At 60.6% G+C, this 19,025-nt stretch carries 14 protein-coding genes; 12 read left to right on the top strand and 2 right to left on the bottom strand.

Annotation, left to right across the window (positions count from 1 at the left end; genetic code table 11):
* Window positions 1-44 precede the first annotated feature (44 nt).
* From FXV83_RS05510 to rpoH, 3 genes are all read left to right on the top strand, one after another.
* The gene (locus FXV83_RS05510) at window positions 45-1,214 is read left to right on the top strand and encodes an efflux RND transporter periplasmic adaptor subunit (protein WP_148738193.1); all 1,170 of its coding nucleotides are present in this window, start codon (window positions 45-47) and stop codon (window positions 1,212-1,214) included.
* Window positions 1,211-4,321 carry an efflux RND transporter permease subunit gene (locus FXV83_RS05505; protein WP_148738192.1) on the top strand — a complete coding sequence of 1,037 codons (3,111 nt, stop codon included), beginning with the start codon at window positions 1,211-1,213 and terminating at the stop codon, window positions 4,319-4,321. Before FXV83_RS05510 ends, FXV83_RS05505 begins: the two co-directional genes overlap by 4 nt.
* A gap of 187 nt (window positions 4,322-4,508) precedes the next feature.
* On the top strand, window positions 4,509-5,465 hold the full coding sequence (gene rpoH, locus FXV83_RS05500; RefSeq protein WP_148738191.1) for an RNA polymerase sigma factor RpoH: 957 nt from the start codon (window positions 4,509-4,511) through the stop codon (window positions 5,463-5,465).
* A gap of 540 nt (window positions 5,466-6,005) precedes the next feature.
* Here rpoH and FXV83_RS05495 read toward each other — a convergent pair.
* Window positions 6,006-6,233, bottom strand: coding sequence for a hypothetical protein (locus FXV83_RS05495; protein WP_148738190.1), 228 nt, complete (start codon window positions 6,231-6,233; stop codon window positions 6,006-6,008).
* 225 nt (window positions 6,234-6,458) lie between these two features.
* Between FXV83_RS05495 and FXV83_RS05490 the strand changes: the two genes are divergently transcribed.
* From FXV83_RS05490 to FXV83_RS05450, 9 genes are all read left to right on the top strand, one after another.
* On the top strand, window positions 6,459-6,743 hold the full coding sequence (locus FXV83_RS05490; protein ID WP_187435678.1) for a hypothetical protein: 285 nt from the start codon (window positions 6,459-6,461) through the stop codon (window positions 6,741-6,743).
* Window positions 6,744-7,184: 441 nt separating this feature from the next.
* Complete coding sequence (gene poxB / locus FXV83_RS05485; RefSeq protein WP_148738189.1) at window positions 7,185-8,924, top strand: ubiquinone-dependent pyruvate dehydrogenase; 1,740 nt, start codon at window positions 7,185-7,187, stop codon at window positions 8,922-8,924.
* Window positions 8,925-8,935: 11 nt separating this feature from the next.
* Window positions 8,936-10,333: a cytochrome ubiquinol oxidase subunit I gene (locus FXV83_RS05480; RefSeq protein WP_148738188.1), complete on the top strand. Its 1,398-nt coding sequence runs from the start codon at window positions 8,936-8,938 to the stop codon at window positions 10,331-10,333.
* Between the two features lie 10 nt (window positions 10,334-10,343).
* Entirely contained in the window at window positions 10,344-11,330 is a 987-nt protein-coding gene (cydB, locus tag FXV83_RS05475; protein ID WP_148738187.1) for a cytochrome d ubiquinol oxidase subunit II, read from the top strand.
* Window positions 11,331-11,516: 186 nt separating this feature from the next.
* Window positions 11,517-11,939: a cupin domain-containing protein gene (locus tag FXV83_RS05470; RefSeq protein WP_148738186.1), complete on the top strand. Its 423-nt coding sequence runs from the start codon at window positions 11,517-11,519 to the stop codon at window positions 11,937-11,939.
* On the top strand, window positions 11,936-12,475 hold the full coding sequence (locus FXV83_RS05465; RefSeq protein ID WP_235939312.1) for a cytochrome family protein: 540 nt from the start codon (window positions 11,936-11,938) through the stop codon (window positions 12,473-12,475). Before FXV83_RS05470 ends, FXV83_RS05465 begins: the two co-directional genes overlap by 4 nt.
* A 135-nt stretch (window positions 12,476-12,610) precedes the next feature.
* Entirely contained in the window at window positions 12,611-13,228 is a 618-nt protein-coding gene (locus tag FXV83_RS05460; RefSeq protein ID WP_148738185.1) for a carboxymuconolactone decarboxylase family protein, read from the top strand.
* Between the two features lie 1,096 nt (window positions 13,229-14,324).
* A complete protein-coding gene (locus tag FXV83_RS05455) occupies window positions 14,325-14,567 on the top strand; it encodes a hypothetical protein (RefSeq protein ID WP_148738184.1) in 243 nt (80 codons plus the stop codon).
* Between the two features lie 301 nt (window positions 14,568-14,868).
* Complete coding sequence (locus FXV83_RS05450; protein ID WP_148738183.1) at window positions 14,869-15,411, top strand: cytochrome b; 543 nt, start codon at window positions 14,869-14,871, stop codon at window positions 15,409-15,411.
* Between the two features lie 495 nt (window positions 15,412-15,906).
* Here FXV83_RS05450 and FXV83_RS05445 read toward each other — a convergent pair whose 3' ends face one another.
* Entirely contained in the window at window positions 15,907-19,020 is a 3,114-nt protein-coding gene (locus FXV83_RS05445; RefSeq protein WP_187435677.1) for an efflux RND transporter permease subunit, read from the bottom strand.
* Between the last annotated feature and the right edge of the window lie 5 nt (window positions 19,021-19,025).

Below are 19,025 nucleotides of genomic sequence, written 5' to 3'. Positions count from 1 at the left end.
TTTTTCATCCTCATCAGGCTGCTGACTGCTTCAGGGAGCGTTGCATGCGCAAGCTATGGCTCGTTATTCTCGCTGGCGTGGTGGTTGCCGGAGGAGCTGCATTGGCCGCTCGGCAAATCCGCCCGCCCAAACCAAACATGGTTGGCGTTGCGGCGGAGTCGGTGCCGGTCGTGGCGGGAACGGTGGTTCGTCACGACGTGCCGATCTACCGGCGTGGCGTAGGCACGGTGATTGCCTATAACAACGTGATCGTGCGCAGCCAGGTCACCGGCCAGCTCATCAAGATCGCCTTCACGCAGGGACAGACCGTCAAAAGCGGCGATCTCCTCGCCGAGATCGACCCGCGCCCATATCAAGCGCAACTCGATCAAGCGATCGCCAACCGCGATCGCGATCAGGCGCAGGTCGACAATGCACAGGCCAATCTGAACCGGTACGTGCCGCTGGCCAAGAACGGTTGGGCAAGCACGCAGCTCGTCGATACCACGAAGGCTCAATTGGCCCAGCTTCAGGCGATGGTGAAGTCCGATGAGGGCGTCATCGAGCAAGCGAAGACGAATTTGAGCTATACGCAGCTGACGTCCGCAATCGACGGCGTGACCGGCCTTCGCCAGGTCGATATCGGCAACATCATCCATCCGACCGATACAGCTGGCCTGGTGGATGTGACCCAGATCCAGCCAATCTCATTGCTGTTCTCGCTTCCCCAGACCGACTTTGTGGAGATCAATCGGGAGATGGCCAAGGGACCACTGAAGGTCCTCGCCTATAGTCAGGATGACAAGACCCAGCTCGATGAGGGTAAGCTCGATCTGGTGGACAACCAGATCGTTCAGACCACCGGCACGATCAAGCTACGGGCGAGCTTTCCCAATGCGAAACGGATGCTTTGGCCGGGCGAGCTCATCAATGCGCGACTCTTTCTCGAAACCCGCCACAACGGGTTGACCATTGCCGCCTCCGCCATTCAGCAGGGCCCCCACGGACCCTTCGTCTGGGTGATCGGGGCAGACGAAACCGTGACGACGCGGCCAGTGAGGGTTGCCGAGATCAGCGATGGCAGCGCGCTGATCGATTCAGGGCTTCAGGCCAGCGAGAAGATTGTGGTCGACGGCCAATACAGGCTGCAGCCGGGTACCCGCGTGCAGGAGCTCCAGGGCAGCGCGGCGCAGGAAGCAGATCTCCAGAACTCCGTCGAGCAGGAAATCCCATGAACATATCCGCGACGTTCATCCACCGGCCGATCGCCACGGTGCTGCTGATGGCTGGGCTGTTGCTCGGCGGACTGGTCACCTACCGATTGCTTCCCGTCGCCTCCCTGCCGAACGTCAACTTCCCGACCATTTCGGTAACGGCCAGGTTGCCCGGAGCCGATCCGCAGACCATGGCATCTTCGGTCGCGACCCCGCTCGAGCAGCAATTTTCACAGATTCCCGGGTTGACCCAGCTGACCTCTGCGAACGCACTCGGATACACGCAGCTCACCGTGCAATTCGACCTCAGCCGCGATATCGACAGCGCGGCGACTGACGTTCTCGCCGCGATCAATGCGGCGACGCCATATTTGCCGATAGGAATTCCCTACCCTCCGACCATCCGCAAGGTAAACCCTGCGGACACGCCGATCCTGGTGCTCGGCTTGACGTCCAACACGTTGCCGCTCACGACGGTGGACGCGTTTACCGAAAACATCCTGGTGCCGAAACTCTCGCAGATCGGGGGCGTCGGCCTGATCGGTGTTGGCGGGCAGCAAAAGCCGGCGATCCGCGTCCAGGTCGATCCGCAGGCACTTGCCAATCGCGGCATCGGCCTGGAAGACGTCCGCAACGTGCTGATGCAGGCCAATGTTGATCAGCCGAAGGGGACGCTGAACAGTCCGCACCAGACCTTCACGCTGGGTACCAACGATCAGCTGCTCAAGCCGGACGCCTACAAGAACCTGATCGTCGCGTACCGCAACGGCGCACCGGTGCACGTCAGCGACATCGGCAACGTCATCGAAGCATCCGAGAACAACCAGATCGGCGCTTTCGTCAACAAACAACCGGCGATCATCCTGGCCATTCAACGCCAACCCGGCGCCAACGTCATCCAGACCGTCGACCTGATCAAGTCCCAGCTGCCTCAGCTACAGGCCGCGCTGCCGCCGGGCATCAAGCTCGATATTCTGTCCGACCGCACCCAGACGATTCGCGCATCCGTTTCCGACGTGCAGTTCACGCTGCTCTTGACGGTCGCACTCGTGGTGATGGTCATTTTCGTCTTCCTGCGCAATTTCTGGGCCACGGTAATCCCCGCCATCACCGTACCGCTATCGCTGATCGGCACCTTCGTCGCCCTCCATGCGCTAGGCTACAGCCTGGACAATCTCTCGCTGATGGCACTGTCAATCGCGATCGGCTTTGTGGTGGACGATGCGGTCGTGGTGATCGAGAACATCGTCCGCCATCTTGAAGCCGGATTGAGTCCGATGGAGGCGGCCCTGAAGGGTTCGCGCGAAATCGGTTTCACGATCATCTCGATCACGCTGTCGCTGATCGCGGTGTTTATCCCGCTGTTCCTGATGGGCGGCTACGTTGGAAAGCTGTTCCAGGAATTCGCGATCACCGTGAGCGTGTCGCTGATCCTCTCGCTCGTGATCTCGCTGACGTTGACCCCGATGATGTGCTCACGCCTGCTCAAGCATGACACGGGCACGCATGGATGGCTCTACCGGCAGTCCGAACGCGCTTTCGACGGACTGCTTGCCATCTACGAGCGCGGTCTGAAAGTGGCGCTACGCCACCGTTTCATCACGCTGATGACGATGTTCCTGGCCATCGCGGTAACCGGCTATCTGTACGTCGTAATTCCAAAAGGCTTCTTTCCGCAGCAGGACACCGGCCTGATCGTCGGCGTCGCCGAAGCCGGGCAGGATATCTCCTACCCCGCAATGAGCCAGCGCATGCACGCCGTCATCGATAAGGTGGTCGAAGATCCTGCCGTGTTGTCCGTGGGCTCCGCGATCGGCGCCGGCGGTGGGGTGGCCACGGTCAATCAGGGACGCGTCTTCATTACGCTCAAGCCGCGCGAGCAGCGCGACGCCAGCGCCGACCAAGTGATCAACCGCCTCCGAACCAAGCTCGCCTCGGTGCAGGGCATCACGCTTTACATGCAGGCCGCCCAGGACATCACGGTCGGTGCGCGCCTGGCCAAAACCCAGTTTCAATACACGCTTACCGATTCGGACCAGAACGAGCTCAATCACTGGTCCGCCATCTTCCTGGACAAGCTGAAGAGCATTCCAGAGATTGCCGACGTGACGACCGACCAGGAGAACGCCGGGCCGCGCCTTGATGTTGCCGTTAACCGGGACGTCGCGTCGAGTTTCGGGATCCTGCCTTCGGCCATCGACAATACGCTCGACGACGCCTTTGGCCAGCGCATCGTCTCCACCATCTTCACGTCGCTCAACCAGTACCACGTGGTACTGGAAGTCCTTCCGCGCTTCCAGACCAGCCCAACCGTGCTACAGCAGATCTATCTCAACTCCTCCAACGGACAACAGGTCCCGCTGAGCACGCTCACCAAAAGCACCGTCACCGCCGCGCCGATCGTCATCAACCACCAGGGAATGTTCCCCTCAACCACGATCTCGTTTAACCTGAAACCGGGAGCGGCGCTGGGCACCGCGGTTGCCGCGATCCAGCAGTTCGAACGCACCAGCGGCAAGCCGCTCTCGCTCGCCACCACGTTCCAAGGCAACGCGAACGCATTCCAGGCGGCACTTTCCGGCGAGCTGGTGCTGGTGCTCGCGGCGCTCATCGTCATCTACATTATCCTCGGCGTGCTGTACGAAAGCTTTATCCATCCGATCACGATCCTCTCCACCCTGCCCTCCGCAGGCATCGGCGCGTTGCTTCTCCTCATCGCCGTGCATATGGATCTCAGCGTGATCGCCATCATCGGGATCATACTGCTGATCGGTATCGTCAAGAAGAACGGCATTATGCTGGTCGACTTCGCCCTCGAGGTGGAGCGCAATGAAGGGCTGACATCCGAACAATCGATCTACCAGGCCTGCGTGCTCCGTTTCAGGCCTATTCTGATGACGACGATGGCAGCGCTTTTGGGCGGGGTGCCGCTGATGCTCGGCACCGGCGCGGGATCCGAGATACGACAGCCGCTCGGGTATACGATCGTCGGTGGGCTGATACTTTCGCAGCTGCTGACGCTGTTCACCACGCCTGTGGTCTACCTCTATCTTGATCGCCTGCAGCAAACGTTTCGCGGCCGGCCCGCGCCGGCGCAGGAAGCTGCGTCAAGCTCCACCGCGGCTTGAGATTGCCGCGGCCAACCTGCGCGCCGCGATTGCGCGGCGCTCCAAGGAACGCGGCCTTGGTTCTAGCTGCACGAACGACTCCGGTTCAGCTAACAGCGAATTTAAACGCCGGAATTGCCTTTTAATAGCGCATCGGTAGCTCGTTCCTTAATCCATAGATGCTGGGCTCAATCATCGGAGCTGCATCATGCAGGACTGCAACGTAGTCGTCGCGCAAACCAGTTTAAAAACCACGGCGATCAATCGGACGGAGTCACCCCCGTTTGGACGGTACGCTGGCGCCATCCGCCGTTTCGAGATGCTTGAACAGGAGCAAGAGCAGCAGCTTGCACGCCGCTGGCAAGAGCTGGGCGATCAAACAGCTGCCGACGCCCTCGTGACCAGCCATCTTCGGCTCGCCGCGAGCGTGGCGAAGCGCTATCGGGGATACGGTCTTCCGCTCGCCGATATCATCTCCGAAGCCAATCTCGGTCTGGTGATGGCCGCAACACGTTACGAGCCGGGTCGCGGCTCACGTTTCTCGACCTACGCGCTGTGGTGGATCAAGGCTACGATCCACGATTACATTCTTCGATCCTGGTCACTGGTCAAGATCGGAACGACGGCTGCCCAGAAGAAGCTGTTCTTCAGCCTCAGGCGCGAAATGAGGAAGCTTGCCAGCGAGACGTCCAGCCTCACGCCGGAGGTGGCCGATGCCATCGCTAAGCGGCTGGAGGTTTCGCCTCGCGACGTTCTGGAGATGGACCGCCGCTTGAATGGCGACCTGTCGCTGAATAGGCCGGTTAGCGAAGATAGCGAGACGGTGGACTGGCAGTCAAGGCTGGTCGACCCATCGCCGACGGCCGAGGCGCTCCTGGCCGAACACGACGAATCTGAGCAGCAAGCACGCGCGCTGCGCACCGCATTGGATACTCTTACGTCACGCGAACGACGGGTGTTCGAGGCGCGCCGGCTAAACGACCGCCCTGCCACGCTCGAGGTCCTGGCGTGCGAACTGTCGATCTCTAGCGAACGCGTCCGGCAAATCGAAACTTGCGCCTTTGAAAAGGTCAAGCGGGCCGCCAGGAGGAACCTCAGGCCGGACAGGTCAGCATCGAATTCCGAGCCGGAGCAGGAGCCCAATAAACAGATGGAAGCGGCATAGAGCTTCCTTCGACAACGGCTGCAAGCCCATCACCGCCGGTTCTGGCTCGAACGGGACTGCAAAGCTCGCCGGAGCGCCCTGGACGCAAGATGAGTGAGGCCGACAATTGCGATGTTCGTAATCGCACGCTGGACGAGCGGAGCGATCGCCTGGCGCTTCATTCTTCCGGTACCCGCGCTCTCTCGGACGTTCTGGTTGTCATTCTGGAAGCGGGAATATGGCCGCGTCCCGGAGCTCCACGGAGGGATCATGATGACGTTTCCGCGCGGTTGTCCGGATCCGCGCTATCGCCCGGAGTCAAGAGAGGCTTGAGCGATCGAGCTGCGTGTGATTCGACGCTGTGCAGAACGTCCCACAGCGGCACAGGACGCAAGTCTGCTCCGACGCGTCGCAATCGCCTATCGAACGACCGATCTGGAATATTCGTGCCAGCCCGAATTTCTCGTCGGGAGAGCAGTGTCGGACCGCATTGGGCTGACCGAATGATGGATCAGCCCAATGCCGCTTGGAAACCAACGTTGGCACGCGCGGCTTATCGACTCAAAACGGCCGAGGCTCGCAAGGGACATTGTCCCCCGTCCACGGCGCCGTCGCAAATGCGCCCACGCGTGGGGCCGGAACGCACACACGCCCGTCAACGTCACGCTCGGCCTTGGAGGCAGCTGCCGCCACATGCCGCTGGGCTACGTAGTGCTCGCGAGCCATGGCAGGCATCGCAAGCATGGCGGTCGCGATCAGTCCGGCCGACAACAGCTTGATTTTGGTCATTGAACTACTCCTATGAATGGTGAAGCCAAACCATTTGGTTTCACCCACGCAGGTCGGAGTCGATGCCGGGGTTCGAAATGCAACATTCGCTCACGGAGGTTCAACGCGCTGTGAGTTGCTGCGTATGGAACGCAAGCCGCCGAACGTCAGTCAGCTCCGCACAACGAATTGTTACTCTGCGCATGCGGCCCCTTTCCTACTTCTCCGTGCGAAAGGACTTTCGTCATGAAAAAGGTTTGTGTTCTGCTCGTCGCCCCCTTTCTCGTTCTTCTAACCAGCCCGACATTCGCCCGCGGCGGAATGGGCTTGCATCCGACGCTCAGTACAGGCGGCGTCTTTGGCTCCAGCGCAGGTTCGCCAGGGACCAACTCGTTGGGTACAGCGCTCTCGTCGGACGCCGTGGGTAACGGTCATCGGATGAATGGCCCTTTGCTGGGGACTAATCCCGCCATCGATCGTGAAGAGGCGAAGGTCGACAAGATGATTGATTCCATCTGTCGGGGCTGTTGACTCCGGCGAAGCTCCGACTGGTTTTCGCGAACCGACTGACTCGATGCTGCGGGCAGCGGCTCTAACGCACACTGATAGCGTTGTCCAATCGAAGTTCTGCGCGTCGGCTTGCATTGATGTGGCCCGCTGCGAGCGAGCGTTGCAGGATAGCGCCTTAGCTTGTCGGCACACACTTTCGCGCTGCGCTCAGAATGCCTCAGAGGAACCGAGAAGGAAGGGCGCAATCTCTCGACGCCTCAACAGTCGCAAATCTCTGGAAGATGGTGGCCGAGCCAATTGAAGCCGCCGCATAGCTTCTAAACTCGAATTTAGTCGCCTTAATGCCAATTTAATAACTCCGCGCGGCGGTCTTGCTACCTTCTTGGACAGGACTTTGGGCGTTTCTGCGAGCAGCGGTGGTTGCACTCCAGGTTCGTCCTCACTTTTCCAGAGGAGGCGTTAATGCCGACCAAAACAGTCGCCGACCAGTTCGTGGAAACCCTCGCGACTGCGGGGATCAAACGCATCTATGGCGTGGTCGGCGATAGCCTCAACGGCCTGACCGACGCTATTCGCCGCCATGGCAAGATCGATTGGATTCATGTCAGGCACGAGGAAGTGGCGGCCTTTGCTGCCGGCGCCGACGCGCATCTGACGGGCGAGCTCGCTGTGTGCGCGGGCAGTTGCGGACCCGGCAATCTTCACCTCATCAATGGACTGTTCGATTGCCACCGTTCGCACGTGCCCGTGCTTGCGATCGCTGCACACATTCCGTCACCGGAAATCGGCAGCGGGTACTTTCAGGAGACGCACCCGCAAGAGCTGTTTCGGGAATGCAGCCACTACTGCGAGCTCGTGTCCGGATCCCACCAGATGCCGCGCGCCTTGGAGACCGCGATCCGGGAGGCGGTCGGCAAGCGCGGCGCGTCAGTTCTCGTCATTCCGGGAGACGTCGCCTTGCAGGTCGCTGCCGTGGCGCCGCCGCCGAAGCGCGCAAGGTTGCTACCACCTGTTCCGGTCGTCACACCCGCTCCCACCGATCTCGCTCGGCTGGCGAAATTGCTCAACGACGCAAGCCGCGTGACGATCTTGTGCGGCTCAGGATGCGCGGGCGCCCATGACGAGCTGCTCGCCCTCGGTGAGCTGCTCCAAGCGCCGATGGTGCACGCCTTGCGCGGCAAGGAACATGTTGAGTGGAGCAATCCGTATGACGTTGGCATGACAGGGCTGATCGGCTTTTCTTCCGGTTATTACGCCATGCGCGACTGCGATGTCCTGTTGATGCTGGGGACCGACTTTCCTTACAGGCAGTTCTACCCGGAGGCGGGTGGCGCGCGCATTGCGCAGGTGGATTTACGGCCCGAGAATATCGGCCGCCGAGCCTCGGTCGATGTCGGAGTCGTTGGCGGCGTGAGCGAGACGCTTGCGGCGTTGCTGCCATTGCTCACGCAGAAGACCGACGCTGCGCATCTCGCGCAAGCCCAGCGACATTACGCCAAGGCACGCAAGGGGCTTGACGAGCTTGCCGTCGGCAGGCCAGGCGGCGGATTGATCCACCCTCAGCAGGTCGCGAAAGCAATCAGCGACCAGGCAGCTGAAGATGCGGTATTCACCTGCGACGTCGGTCTGCCGACAGTATGGGCCGCCCGCTATCTCGCGATGAACGGCAAGCGCCGGCTACTCGGATCATTCTGGCACGGCTCCATGGCCAACGCGATGGCGCAAGCCCTCGGTGCGCAAGCCGCGTGTCCAGGTCGGCAGGTGGTCTCGCTCTCTGGCGACGGCGGCTTCACGATGCTGATGGGCGATTTCCTTACCCTCGCCCAGCAGCGCCTTCCGGTGAAGGTCGTCGTGTTCAACAACAGTGCATTGGGCTTCATCGAGCTCGAGCAGAAGTCGACAGGAATTCTTGACTTTGGAACCGAGCTCAAGAATCCGAACTTCGCAGCGATGGCCGAAGCCGTCGGGATTCGCGGCATTCGCCTCGAAGACCCCGCCGAGGTCGATGATGGAATCGCTGCGGCGCTCGCCCACGACGGGCCAGTTCTCATCGATGCGGTTGTGAACCGAACCGAGCTCGCGATGCCGCCCTCGATCACGCTGGAGATGGCGAAGGGCTTTACGCTTTACATGATCAAGGCCGTGATCAGCGGACGCGGCGACGAGGTCGTGGACCTCGCCCGCTCCAATCTTTGGCGCTGAGGGAGGCAGCAATGGAACTCACAGCGCTGCTTCTGTCGCGCCTTCAGTTCGCTTTCACCATCTCCTTCCACATCATCTTTCCATCGTTCACGATCGGCCTTGCAGCCTGGCTCACGATTCTCGAGGCATTGCACATCGCGACCGGCCGCCCCGCCTACCGCGCGCTCTTCGAGTTCTGGCTCAAGATCTTTGGCGTTGCCTTCGGTCTCGGCGTGGTCTCCGGAATTGTGATGGCGTTTCAGTTTGGCACGAACTGGAGCGAGCTCTCCCGGATGTCGGGGCCGATTCAGGGGCCGCTACTCTCCTACGAGAGTTTTACCGCCTTCGCATTGGAAGCGAGCTTCTTTGGAATTCTACTGTTCGGCCGCAAGCGCGTTCCGCCGTGGTTTTATCTTTTCTCCACTGCCATGGTGGCCCTGGGCACGACGCTCTCAGCCTTCTGGATCATGGTCAACAACAGCTGGATGCAGGTGCCGGTCGGCTATGCCATGCAAAGCGGCGCCTTTATTCCGGTCGATTGGTTCAAGATCATCTTCAGCCCGGTGGTCTGGGTGCGTTTCCCGCATATGTTGCTCGCCGCCTATCTCACCGGCGCGTTCTGCGTGGCTGCCACGGGGGCGTGGTACGTGCTGAGACGGATCTACACCCCGGAAGCCCGTATCATGCTTCGGATGGGCCTCTATCTCGCCGCCGTGCTGCTGCCCGTTCAACTGCTGTGTGGCCATCTCGTCGGCGATTACGCGCATGACGACCAGCCGGCGAAGTTCGCGGCGATCGAGGGCCGGTGGCACGACGAGCAACCCGCGGGCGAGGTTCTGTTCGCCGTCCCCGATGCGGCCTCGCAGACCAATCGGTACGAAATCAAGATTCCGATTCTCGGCAGCTTGATCGGCAGCATGAGCTTTGATGCCAGGGAAGTCGGCCTGACCAGCTTTCCGCCGCGGGACCGGCCACCGGTGCTTATTCCCTTCTTCGCCTTCCGCATCATGGTCGCCTGCGGCCTCTTGATGTTGGCCCTCGCCGGGCTCGGCTCCTACCGGTGCCGGAAGCGCCGGATTCACCGCAATCCGCTCCTGCTCTGGTCGATTTTTCTGAGCTTTCCACTGCCTTTCATCGCGACGCTGACCGGCTGGTTTACGGCGGAGGTCGGACGCCAGCCCTGGACCATCTACGGGCTGCTCCGGACCGCTGATGCAATGACGCCCTTTTTGACGACTCGTACGGCAGCGATTTCGCTCGTGGTGTACTGCGCTCTTTATACCTTCATCTTCGTATTCGGGATTTTCTACATCTACCGCCTGCTGCGAACGGGCCCTGCTGCCAGCCTCGTGATGGCGACCTTCGCCATTCCCAATCGCCCGATGTCCGCGGCCGACCATCAAGCGACCTTGCCCTGCCGCTTACCGTAGGAGAATAGCAATGGTGATGTTCTGGCTCGCGGTACTGGCGATCAGCATCCTGCTTTACGTCTTGCTGGACGGCTTTGATCTCGGCGTCGGCATTCTGTTCGGCATCACCTCTGGTGAGGCGCGACGGCGCGCGATGGTGAGCGCGGTCGCGCCGATCTGGGACGGCAACGAGACCTGGCTGGTGAGCGCCGGCGTCGTGCTGTGGGGGGCGTTCCCGCTTGCGTATGCGACACTGATTTCGGCGTTCTATTTGCCGGTCTTGCTGATGCTGGCCGGACTGATTCTGCGCGGCGTCGCGTTCGAGTTTCGTAGTAAGACAGCACGGATGCGGTGGATCTGGGACGCTGCATTCGCGGGCGGCTCCTTCGCCGCGGCATTCATGCAGGGCCTGATGGTGGGCGCGCTCGTTGAGGGTCTTCCGATGCTCGGCGCGCGCTACGTCGGTGGCGCTTCCGGCTGGCTAAGTCCGTTTTCGGTGCTGTGCGGCGTTGGGCTCTGTCTTGGGTACGCACTGCTCGGCGCCTGCTGGCTGGTACGGAAGTGTGAGGCCGACGTTCGCGACGCGTCTTATCGCTTCATTCCCTATTTGTCGGTGGCCCTGCTCGCCTTCCTGGCCACCGTATTTGGCTACGCCTTGGCGGAGGACCTTCCAGTAATGACGCGCTGGCTCGACCGACCTTCCTTGTTTGTCTTCCCGATAGCCGGCGCACTGGCTGCCATCACGCTCGCTACAAGTGTCCGACTTCGTCAGGATGCGCTGCCGTTTCCGATGGTGGCACTCATCTTCGTGGCCGCGTTCGGCACGCTCGCGATCTCGTTCTGGCCCTACATGATCCCGTTCGCCGTCACCATCGATGAGGCCGCCGCGCCTCACGCGAGCCTCGCCTTCATGTTCTGGGGCGCCGGCCTGTTCGTCTTTCCGCTGATGCTGCTCTACACGGCGATCAACTACTTCGTATTTCGCGGCAAGATCAGTTCGACAGCCGAGCATTACTAAAGCGAGAGTTGGCATGCTCAAAGAGCTCGGCGCGGGTTCGGCGGCGACCGGCACTGGGGAGCTGATCAGCTTGGCACACCAGCTGCGTATGCCACTACCAGCCAGATCATTAAACCGGAATTTAGTGGTTCTCTAGTCGAGGCGCCCTAACTCACCAAATGAGCATCAAAATAAATTCGGGACGCCATGAGTACTTCTGCGACAATCAACATCGTCAGCCCCGCTCAATTCGATCAGGGAACGGCGCAGACGCCGGGATGCGAGCGTCGCGCCGCGATCGCACCGGAGCTCAATATCGCTTCGGCCATCTGGGGTGGACTGTTTGAAGTGGGGCCGGGATCACAAACCGGTGTTCATCATCACGGAGAGCAAGAGACGATTGCCTTCGTGCTTTCGGGCATCTGCGAGATCCGCTGGGGCGAGAGAGGCGAAACTGTCGCGAAGGCGAGGGCCGGCGATTTCATTCACGTGCCCGCCTTCCTGCTGCACATGGAGATCAATCCTTCGAAGCAGGAACCGTTTCGATGGGTCGTCGTGCGCAGCACCGCGACGCCCGTTGTTATTAACCTCCCTGACGACGCCTGGCCCACACTTCCGGTGCGCTCATGATCGAGACAGGAGCAGCACACATCCGGCGCCGCCCGATTTTGGTTGCCATGGTCGCAATTGCCGTGGCCGCCTTCTTGGCGATCGCTCTTGTGAGCTCGCGCAGCGTCTCCGCCGGGCCTGAAGCGCCCTCGCCTGCTGCTATCCGATATCTGCCGAGCATCAGCGATCTGATGATCGAGACGATCCAGCCGCGGCACGAACGACTTTGGCGAGCCGAGCAGGAGGGAAACTGGGATTTTGCGGCCTACGAACTTCGAGCGCTCCGTGGCGCATTCGATCGGCTCGGTCGATCCCATCCAACCGACCAGCAGACCTCCCTTCCGCAGATGATTGCCTCCGTCACGGAACAGCCATTTAGGGAACTCAACGGTGCGATCCAAGCCAAGGATGGCACGGCATTCGCCAAGACCTACGCCGGCCTGACCGACGCATGCAATTCGTGCCATCAGGCCCTTAACCACGGCGTCGTCGAAATCCGCGTACCGAGCAGAACGTCCCCATCGGATCTAAATGGTAACGATGTCCCGCACAATTGAAGCTCTCACTGCGTACCGAAGGGATTGCCTAGCCGTTCCGACAGAGCGGCACGCTTGCTACACGTCCAAATTGAACAATGTGCTCGCTGTCATGGCGATCGCACTATCCCGCTGCTACGAAGAAAGGAAATTCGCATGCGCCTGGCCCTTCTCTCAACCTCTGAGTTCAATCCCGAACAGAGAACGCTCTATCGCGACATGCGCAGCGGGATCGAAACGAAATTCAAGGGATTTGAAGCCATCAATGGTCAAGGCATATTGATTGGCCCGTGGAATCCGTGGCTGCGTTTCTCCAAGTTCGGCGGACCAATTTGGGAGCTTGTCAAAGTTCTGTCCTTCTCGCCGACGCTGCCAGGTTTGGTGCGCGAAGTGGCGATCCTTGTCACCGGCGCGCATTTTCGTTCGGCGTACGAGCTTTACGCCCATGTCTCTATCGCGGAAGCGGCCGGGCTATCAGAAGACAAGATCGCGGCAATCGCGGCCGGGCAATGCCCAGGAAATCTCACGGATGAGGAAGCCGTCGCACATGAAGTCGCTTCCGCCCTCGTCTCTGGTGGCGTTCTTCCAGAGATCATTCACCGGCGAGCCGTGAGGGTTTTCGGCGAGGAGGGTGCCGCAGAACTCATCTACCTCGTTGGCCTGTACTGCCTGGTTTCGGTCACCTTAAACGGCTTTGACGTCCCGGTGCCAGACCACAAACAGTCGGTGCCGGCAATTCAGGGCAATCCAGCCGATTTTTGTTCGGAAGCGTAACATGTTGTCGCGACGGACATCCTGGCAGTCCACGGCGGTCGCTGGAACAGCGCCTGCGCAGTCGCCAAACCGGCCACGCCTCTACGTCAAGCCCCGCTTACGACCACTCCCCTTCTCGTAGTGAGGCTGGCAAGCCTACGTCGCAGGTCGCATCATCCACAGAGCCTGCAGGCGCTCCTGCTTTGCGCGCGGCTGCGGCGCTTGCTCTTCTGACGGTGCCTCCGACCGGAACGTGGCTACCGGCGGGGAAAGCTCGGCGCGTTTCAGGCCGGGCCCTCACCATGCGACCGTCGAATCTATCAGCCGGTGCTCTTACGCCTGATCATGGTGGGGCGAATGACTACGTCAGATCGCGACAAGACATATTGCCCGGCGCGTCGGATAAAGGTTCGCTGACAGCTGGACCTTCGCAATGTTGCGCGCGATCGGAGAAGTGAGCAGCCTCACCAGCACACCCAAGGCTACGCCGTAACGCATCGAACTTCCTCCAACTGCTGTGCGCTCTTCAACGGCGCGTGCGCATCTTTCAACAGCCGGCGACCGATCGATCCCTGCAGCATTTTTAGGGCGCGCGTTCTCATCGATCGCTGTTCCTGCCGAGCAGCGGACCTTTCATGGCATGATCACCGAGAGCGCCGTGAAGGAAATCGCTCCTGGCGTAGCGGCGCTCGTATCGAGCGCGCTCGCAGTCGAGATGTGCGATCCCATGCCGCGCAGACAAATGCCGAGGCTCCAGAGAAGACGAGCTGCGACGCAAAGAACGGAAAGCGGCCTCATGATTTGTGCGCCACGTGATGAGGTGACCTGCTCTTGAATCTAGGCGCTAAATGCGCTGCGGCAGGGCACGACCGCGTGAGTGGATCACGACTATGAATGCAGATTCCCGCATCTGCGCACGGCAATCATAATTCGACAAATGGCGTAGGTAGCCCCCACTTGATTTCACCTTCTCGGAAGAGTGATCCGCAACAACGCCGGGTTCTTGCGAGGAATGCCTACATCAATCACGTAGAAACTTCCAAGGAAACGCCACTGACAGAGCAGCCGTCATCGCAAGCCGCGAACTCTCCGCACGAGTGAGACAACGGAGACGAGTATGACTGTTTTCAAGATTCTGGCCGCTGCGGCCCTGATCTCGATGGCGACAATTCCATCTGCCTATGCAGCATGGTCCTTCGCGGATCAAGAGCCTGCGGCCTTCGCATCGATGTATCCCAACCGGGATGTGCTGAATGGCGGGGCCTTGACACCTGCAGGCAGAATGGGCCTGGAGCGAGCCGGCGGTGCGGCTCCCGTGTTCGCCGGAGGCAACATTTATGTGCGGCCTTGGCATCGCTAACGCTCGCCCGACACCTAGGCAAGGCATCGTGCGGGGGGCGGCTGTTGCAAAGCGCCGCCCCTGCTTGCCGCATCGAACGGGCGATGCGCCGCATCTTGAGCAGGTGAGATGAGCTCAGGAGCCGAAGCATAGAAGGCCGCTACACTCTGCCAATGGCATTCTCACCTACCGGACTATGAATTCAGATTTAGTGTTTGAACAGCGATTTTAGTCGATGGGTTTCACTAATCTGCCTACGTTCTGATCGCGGCCGCAGCGGAGTGCCGACCCAACAAAGATGCATCGCGAGGTAAGAAGGCCAATGACGGCAACAGAAGAACATCTGTTCGATGACGTCGCTCGTTATGATCCGATCACCATCTGGCTGCATTGGATCACGGTCGCCCTCGTTTTGGTGCTGTGGGTTCTTGGGCAGACTGCCGATTGGTTTCCAAGAGCAGATCGTGCTGCGATGTGGTCCGTGCATGTTGTGGTCGGAGCTATCCTCCTCGTTGTGCTACCCACAAGAGTTCTCTGGCGGATGCGATTCGGCCGCAGTCTGCCGCCGGTCAGGGGCGGACTGCAACATTTCATAGCCAAACTCACGCACGGCAGCCTTTACCTCCTCCTCGCCCTGGTGTTGCTATTGGGAACACTCGATGCATCTTACAGGGGCGCTACCCTCTTCGGGACGTGGTCGGTCCCGCAGTTCGGTACGCACAATCCGGCGACTCTTCGTGCCATCCAGGCTTGGCATGGAATTGCAGCCAATACGACAGTGGTGGTCGCCGCATTGCATGCAGCTGCCGCACTAGTACACCAGTACGGCTTCCGAGATCGGCTCCTGACCCGCATGAAGCCCTGAGTACTCTCGTGCCAGCCCCAGACGGACCTTGAGGCAACTTTGGGACGCCTAGACCGCAATTCTAAAGCACGTCGCTTGTGACGCTCCCGTACATATTGACAGCGAGATTGGGACAAGCGCTGCGACCCAGCATGTGGGACGTTGTAGCGCTCCAATGATCGGCGATCGGCGCCATGGTGCTGCTCGTCATGCGGATGCTGATGGCGAAGCTCTGGTCGATCGTCTAAACCTTCATCTATGCGGCGCTTGCCGCCAAGAGCCGGCGCGCGGAGATGGTGCTGGTACCGCTGCTCGATATCGTGCAAATCAGTGGCCATCCTCGTTTTGTCACTTACCGTCCCGGGTGCTCTGCGTTGAGCTTGCCAGTGTAAAGGCCTTCGGGCGTGTTCTACTGGAGCATCGTCGGAGCGGGAAAATTGCGGAGAGATATGCCGGTCCTTCGATCGCTGTGCTCGTAGGCCGCGCAGTCGTAACTGTGTTTCGGCTCCTGTTCTCTCATTCAGTCGCGCGCGCGACTGCGTTGGGCGCGAGCGGGGCCGCATCGTGGTCCACGGCATCTTCATCAGCGGCAGCCTTGCCATGGTCGGCCGCAAGCAGAATGTAGAACGCGGGCACGACGAACAGCGTGAATAGTGTTCCGATCGACAGTCCCGAGGCAATGACCAGTCCCATGTTGAAGCGCGAGGCTGCGCCCGCACCGGATCCGGTAATCAGCGGCATCACGCCGATCACCATGGCCGCTGTGGTCATCAGGATCGGGCGCAGCCGGATCGCGGTCGCTTCGATGACCGCATCGCGCTTGGAGCGGCCGGCATGCTGTAGCTCGTTGGCGAATTCGACGATGAGAATGCCGTGCTTGCTGATCAGCCCCATCAGTGTGACGAGGCCGACCTCGGTGTAGATGTTGAGGCTCGCGCCCTTGATGCCCAGCATGATGAAGATCAGGGCGCCCGCGATCGACATCGGCACCGAGACCAGGATGATCAGCGGATCGCGGAAGCTTTCGAACTGCGCCGACAGCGCCAGGAAGATGATGATCAGGGCAAATCCGAAGGTAACGGCGAAACCGGATGATTCCTGAATGAACTGCCGCGACTGTCCGCCATAATCGATGGTGTAGCCCTTGGGCAGGGTCCGGTCCGCGATCTCCTTCAGCGTCGCGAGCGCTTCGCCGGTGATCACACCTGGCATGGCTACGCCGGAGATAGTGGCGGCATTGACCTGCTGGAAATGATTCAACGATTGCGGCACCGTGGTTGTTTTCAGCGACGCCACCGTCGACAGCGGAACGGACGTGCCGTCGGAGGTCTTGATGTAATAGTTCAGCACCTGATCGGCGTTCAGTCGCTCGCGCTGCTCGACCTGGGGAATGACCTTGTAGGAGCGGCCGTCCAGGCCGAAATAGTTGACATACCCGCCGCCCAGCATGGCGCCGAGCGCACCGCCGACATCGCTGAGCTTCAGCCCGAGCTGCGCGGTCTTTTCGCGGTCGATCAGCACCGAGGTTTGCGGCTGGTCCACCTTCAGGTCATTGTCGAGGAAGATGAACTTGCCGCTTTTCAACGCCTCCGCGGTGAATGCTTTCGCGATGCCATCGAGCCGATCGAACGGGTCGGTGGTCTGGATCACGAACTGGATTGGAAGCCCGCTCGCCCCGGGCAGTGGCGGCAGCTGGAACGCGACAATCTTGGCTCCCGCCACCCCCGCCATCTCCTGTTGGAGCACTGGCTGCAACTCGGCTGCGGTCTTGTCGCGCTTGTCCCAGGGCTTGAGCACCCAGCCCGCGATCGAGCTGCCGACGAGATCGAGCTGGAACACCGCCGCGGTTTCAGCGTGGGCTGAAATGCGCCGGTATACCTCGGCAGAATACAACAGCTTCTGCTGAAGTGTGGCGTTCGGGGCGAGCGTGGATTGCATCAGGATTGCGCCCTGATCTTCTTCCGGCGCCAGCTCATTCTTGGAATTCGTGTAGAGCCAGTAGATGCTGCTCAAGATCAAGGCTGCGAAGACGACCGTGACGGGGATCGTCGTCAGGCTCGATTCGAGCAACCGCCGGTAGCGGTGTTGCAACCACTCCATGCGGGCGTCGATGAACCCGACGATTCGATCGTTCAGCGTCGGATTGCCGGTGTTCGGCGGCTTGAGAATGAACGCGCAGCACATCGGTGTGAGCGTCAACGCGATGATGGCCGATACGGCGACTGCGCCGGCAAGTGTAAAAGCGAACTCGGTGAAGAGCGCGCCGGTCAAGCCGCCCTGGAATCCGATCGGCACATAGACCGCGATCAGCACGACCGTCATGGCCAGGATCGGGCCCGACAGTTCCCGCGCGGCCATGATCGCCGCCTGCAACGGCCTGGTGCCCTCGGCCAGATGCCGGTTGACGTTCTCGACGACGATGATGGCGTCGTCGACCACGAGACCGATTGCCAACACCAACGCCAGCAGCGTCAGCAGGTTGATCGAGAAGCCGAGCGCCAGCAGCAGGGTGAAGGTGCCGATCAGTGACAGCGGAATCGCGATCACGGGAATCAGCACCGACCGCCACGAGCCGAGGAACAGGAAGACCACCACGGTGACGATCAGAAGCGCTTCGACAAGGGTATGGATCACCTCGTCGATCGAGCTGTTCACGAAGTCGGTGGAGTCGTAGATGATTTCGGAATTCATTCCCTCGGGCTGCTGCGCCTTGATGTCGGGGTAGACGGCGCGGACGCCTTTGATGACGTCGAGGAGGTTGGCGTTTGGCGCAACCTGGATGCCGATGTAGACCGCGCGCTTTCCGTTGAAGCCGACCGAGGAGTCGTAATCCTCCGAGCCCAGAGTGACGTTCGCCACGTCGGACAATTTGACGTTCGAGGAGCCCGCCTGCTTGACGACGAGGTCGCGAAACTCCTGAAGAGACTTCAGGTTCGTGGCGGCGGTCAGGTTGACCTGCACCATCTGGCCTTTGGTGGTGCCGAGCCCGGCAATGTAGTCGTTGCCCGACAGCGCGGTCGATACGTCGGAGGCGGTCAGCCCGTAGGCCGCAAGCTTGATCGGATCGAGCCAGGCACGCAGCGCGAAGGTCTTGTTGCCGAGCAACTCCGCGGTCTGCACGCCCGTTACGGCCTGCAGCTTGGGCTGCACCACGCGGATCAGATAGTCGGTGATCTGGTTCGGCGCCAGCACGTCGCTGCTGAAGCCGAGATACATGGCGTCGATGGTCTGGCCGACCTTGACGGTCAGGACCGGTTGCTGCACGCCGCTGGGAAGCTGGTTGAGGACCGAATTGACCTTGGTGTTGATCTCGGTGAGCGCCTTGCCGGAATCGAAGTTCAGCCTGAGGTTGATCATGATGGTCGAGGTGCCGGACTGGCTGGTCGACGTCATGTAGTCGATGCCATTGGCCTGAGCGATGGCGCTTTCCAGCGGCGTGGTGATGAAGCCGGCGACGATCGCAGAATCCGCGCCGTAGTACGTCGTCGTCACCGTGACGATCGCGTTCTGTGTGCGCGGATATTGCAGGATCGGCAGCGACGTCATCGACTTCAGACCCAGCACCAGGATCATCAGGCTGACGACGATCGCAAGCACCGGCCGACGAATGAAGATGTCGGTAAAGGACACGTTTT

This window comes from Bradyrhizobium hipponense (assembly GCF_008123965.1).
GTDB lineage: Bacteria > Pseudomonadota > Alphaproteobacteria > Rhizobiales > Xanthobacteraceae > Bradyrhizobium > Bradyrhizobium hipponense.
The sequence above is the reverse complement of the archived record's forward strand: the minus strand, read 5'-3'. Positions and strand labels throughout refer to the sequence as shown.

What these genes read in the sequence shown, in the direction of transcription:
- FXV83_RS05510 (WP_148738193.1), top strand. Translation starts at nt 45, where the DNA reads ATGCGCAAGCTATGGCTCGTTATTCTCGCTGGCGTGGTGGTTGCCGGA.
- FXV83_RS05505 (WP_148738192.1), top strand. Translation starts at nt 1,211, where the DNA reads ATGAACATATCCGCGACGTTCATCCACCGGCCGATCGCCACGGTGCTG.
- rpoH (WP_148738191.1), top strand. Translation starts at nt 4,509, where the DNA reads ATGCAGGACTGCAACGTAGTCGTCGCGCAAACCAGTTTAAAAACCACG.
- FXV83_RS05495 (WP_148738190.1), bottom strand. Translation starts at nt 6,233, where the DNA reads ATGACCAAAATCAAGCTGTTGTCGGCCGGACTGATCGCGACCGCCATG.
- FXV83_RS05490 (WP_187435678.1), top strand. Translation starts at nt 6,459, where the DNA reads ATGAAAAAGGTTTGTGTTCTGCTCGTCGCCCCCTTTCTCGTTCTTCTA.
- poxB (WP_148738189.1), top strand. Translation starts at nt 7,185, where the DNA reads ATGCCGACCAAAACAGTCGCCGACCAGTTCGTGGAAACCCTCGCGACT.
- FXV83_RS05480 (WP_148738188.1), top strand. Translation starts at nt 8,936, where the DNA reads ATGGAACTCACAGCGCTGCTTCTGTCGCGCCTTCAGTTCGCTTTCACC.
- cydB (WP_148738187.1), top strand. Translation starts at nt 10,344, where the DNA reads ATGGTGATGTTCTGGCTCGCGGTACTGGCGATCAGCATCCTGCTTTAC.
- FXV83_RS05470 (WP_148738186.1), top strand. Translation starts at nt 11,517, where the DNA reads ATGAGTACTTCTGCGACAATCAACATCGTCAGCCCCGCTCAATTCGAT.
- FXV83_RS05465 (WP_235939312.1), top strand. Translation starts at nt 11,936, where the DNA reads ATGATCGAGACAGGAGCAGCACACATCCGGCGCCGCCCGATTTTGGTT.
- FXV83_RS05460 (WP_148738185.1), top strand. Translation starts at nt 12,611, where the DNA reads ATGCGCCTGGCCCTTCTCTCAACCTCTGAGTTCAATCCCGAACAGAGA.
- FXV83_RS05455 (WP_148738184.1), top strand. Translation starts at nt 14,325, where the DNA reads ATGACTGTTTTCAAGATTCTGGCCGCTGCGGCCCTGATCTCGATGGCG.
- FXV83_RS05450 (WP_148738183.1), top strand. Translation starts at nt 14,869, where the DNA reads ATGACGGCAACAGAAGAACATCTGTTCGATGACGTCGCTCGTTATGAT.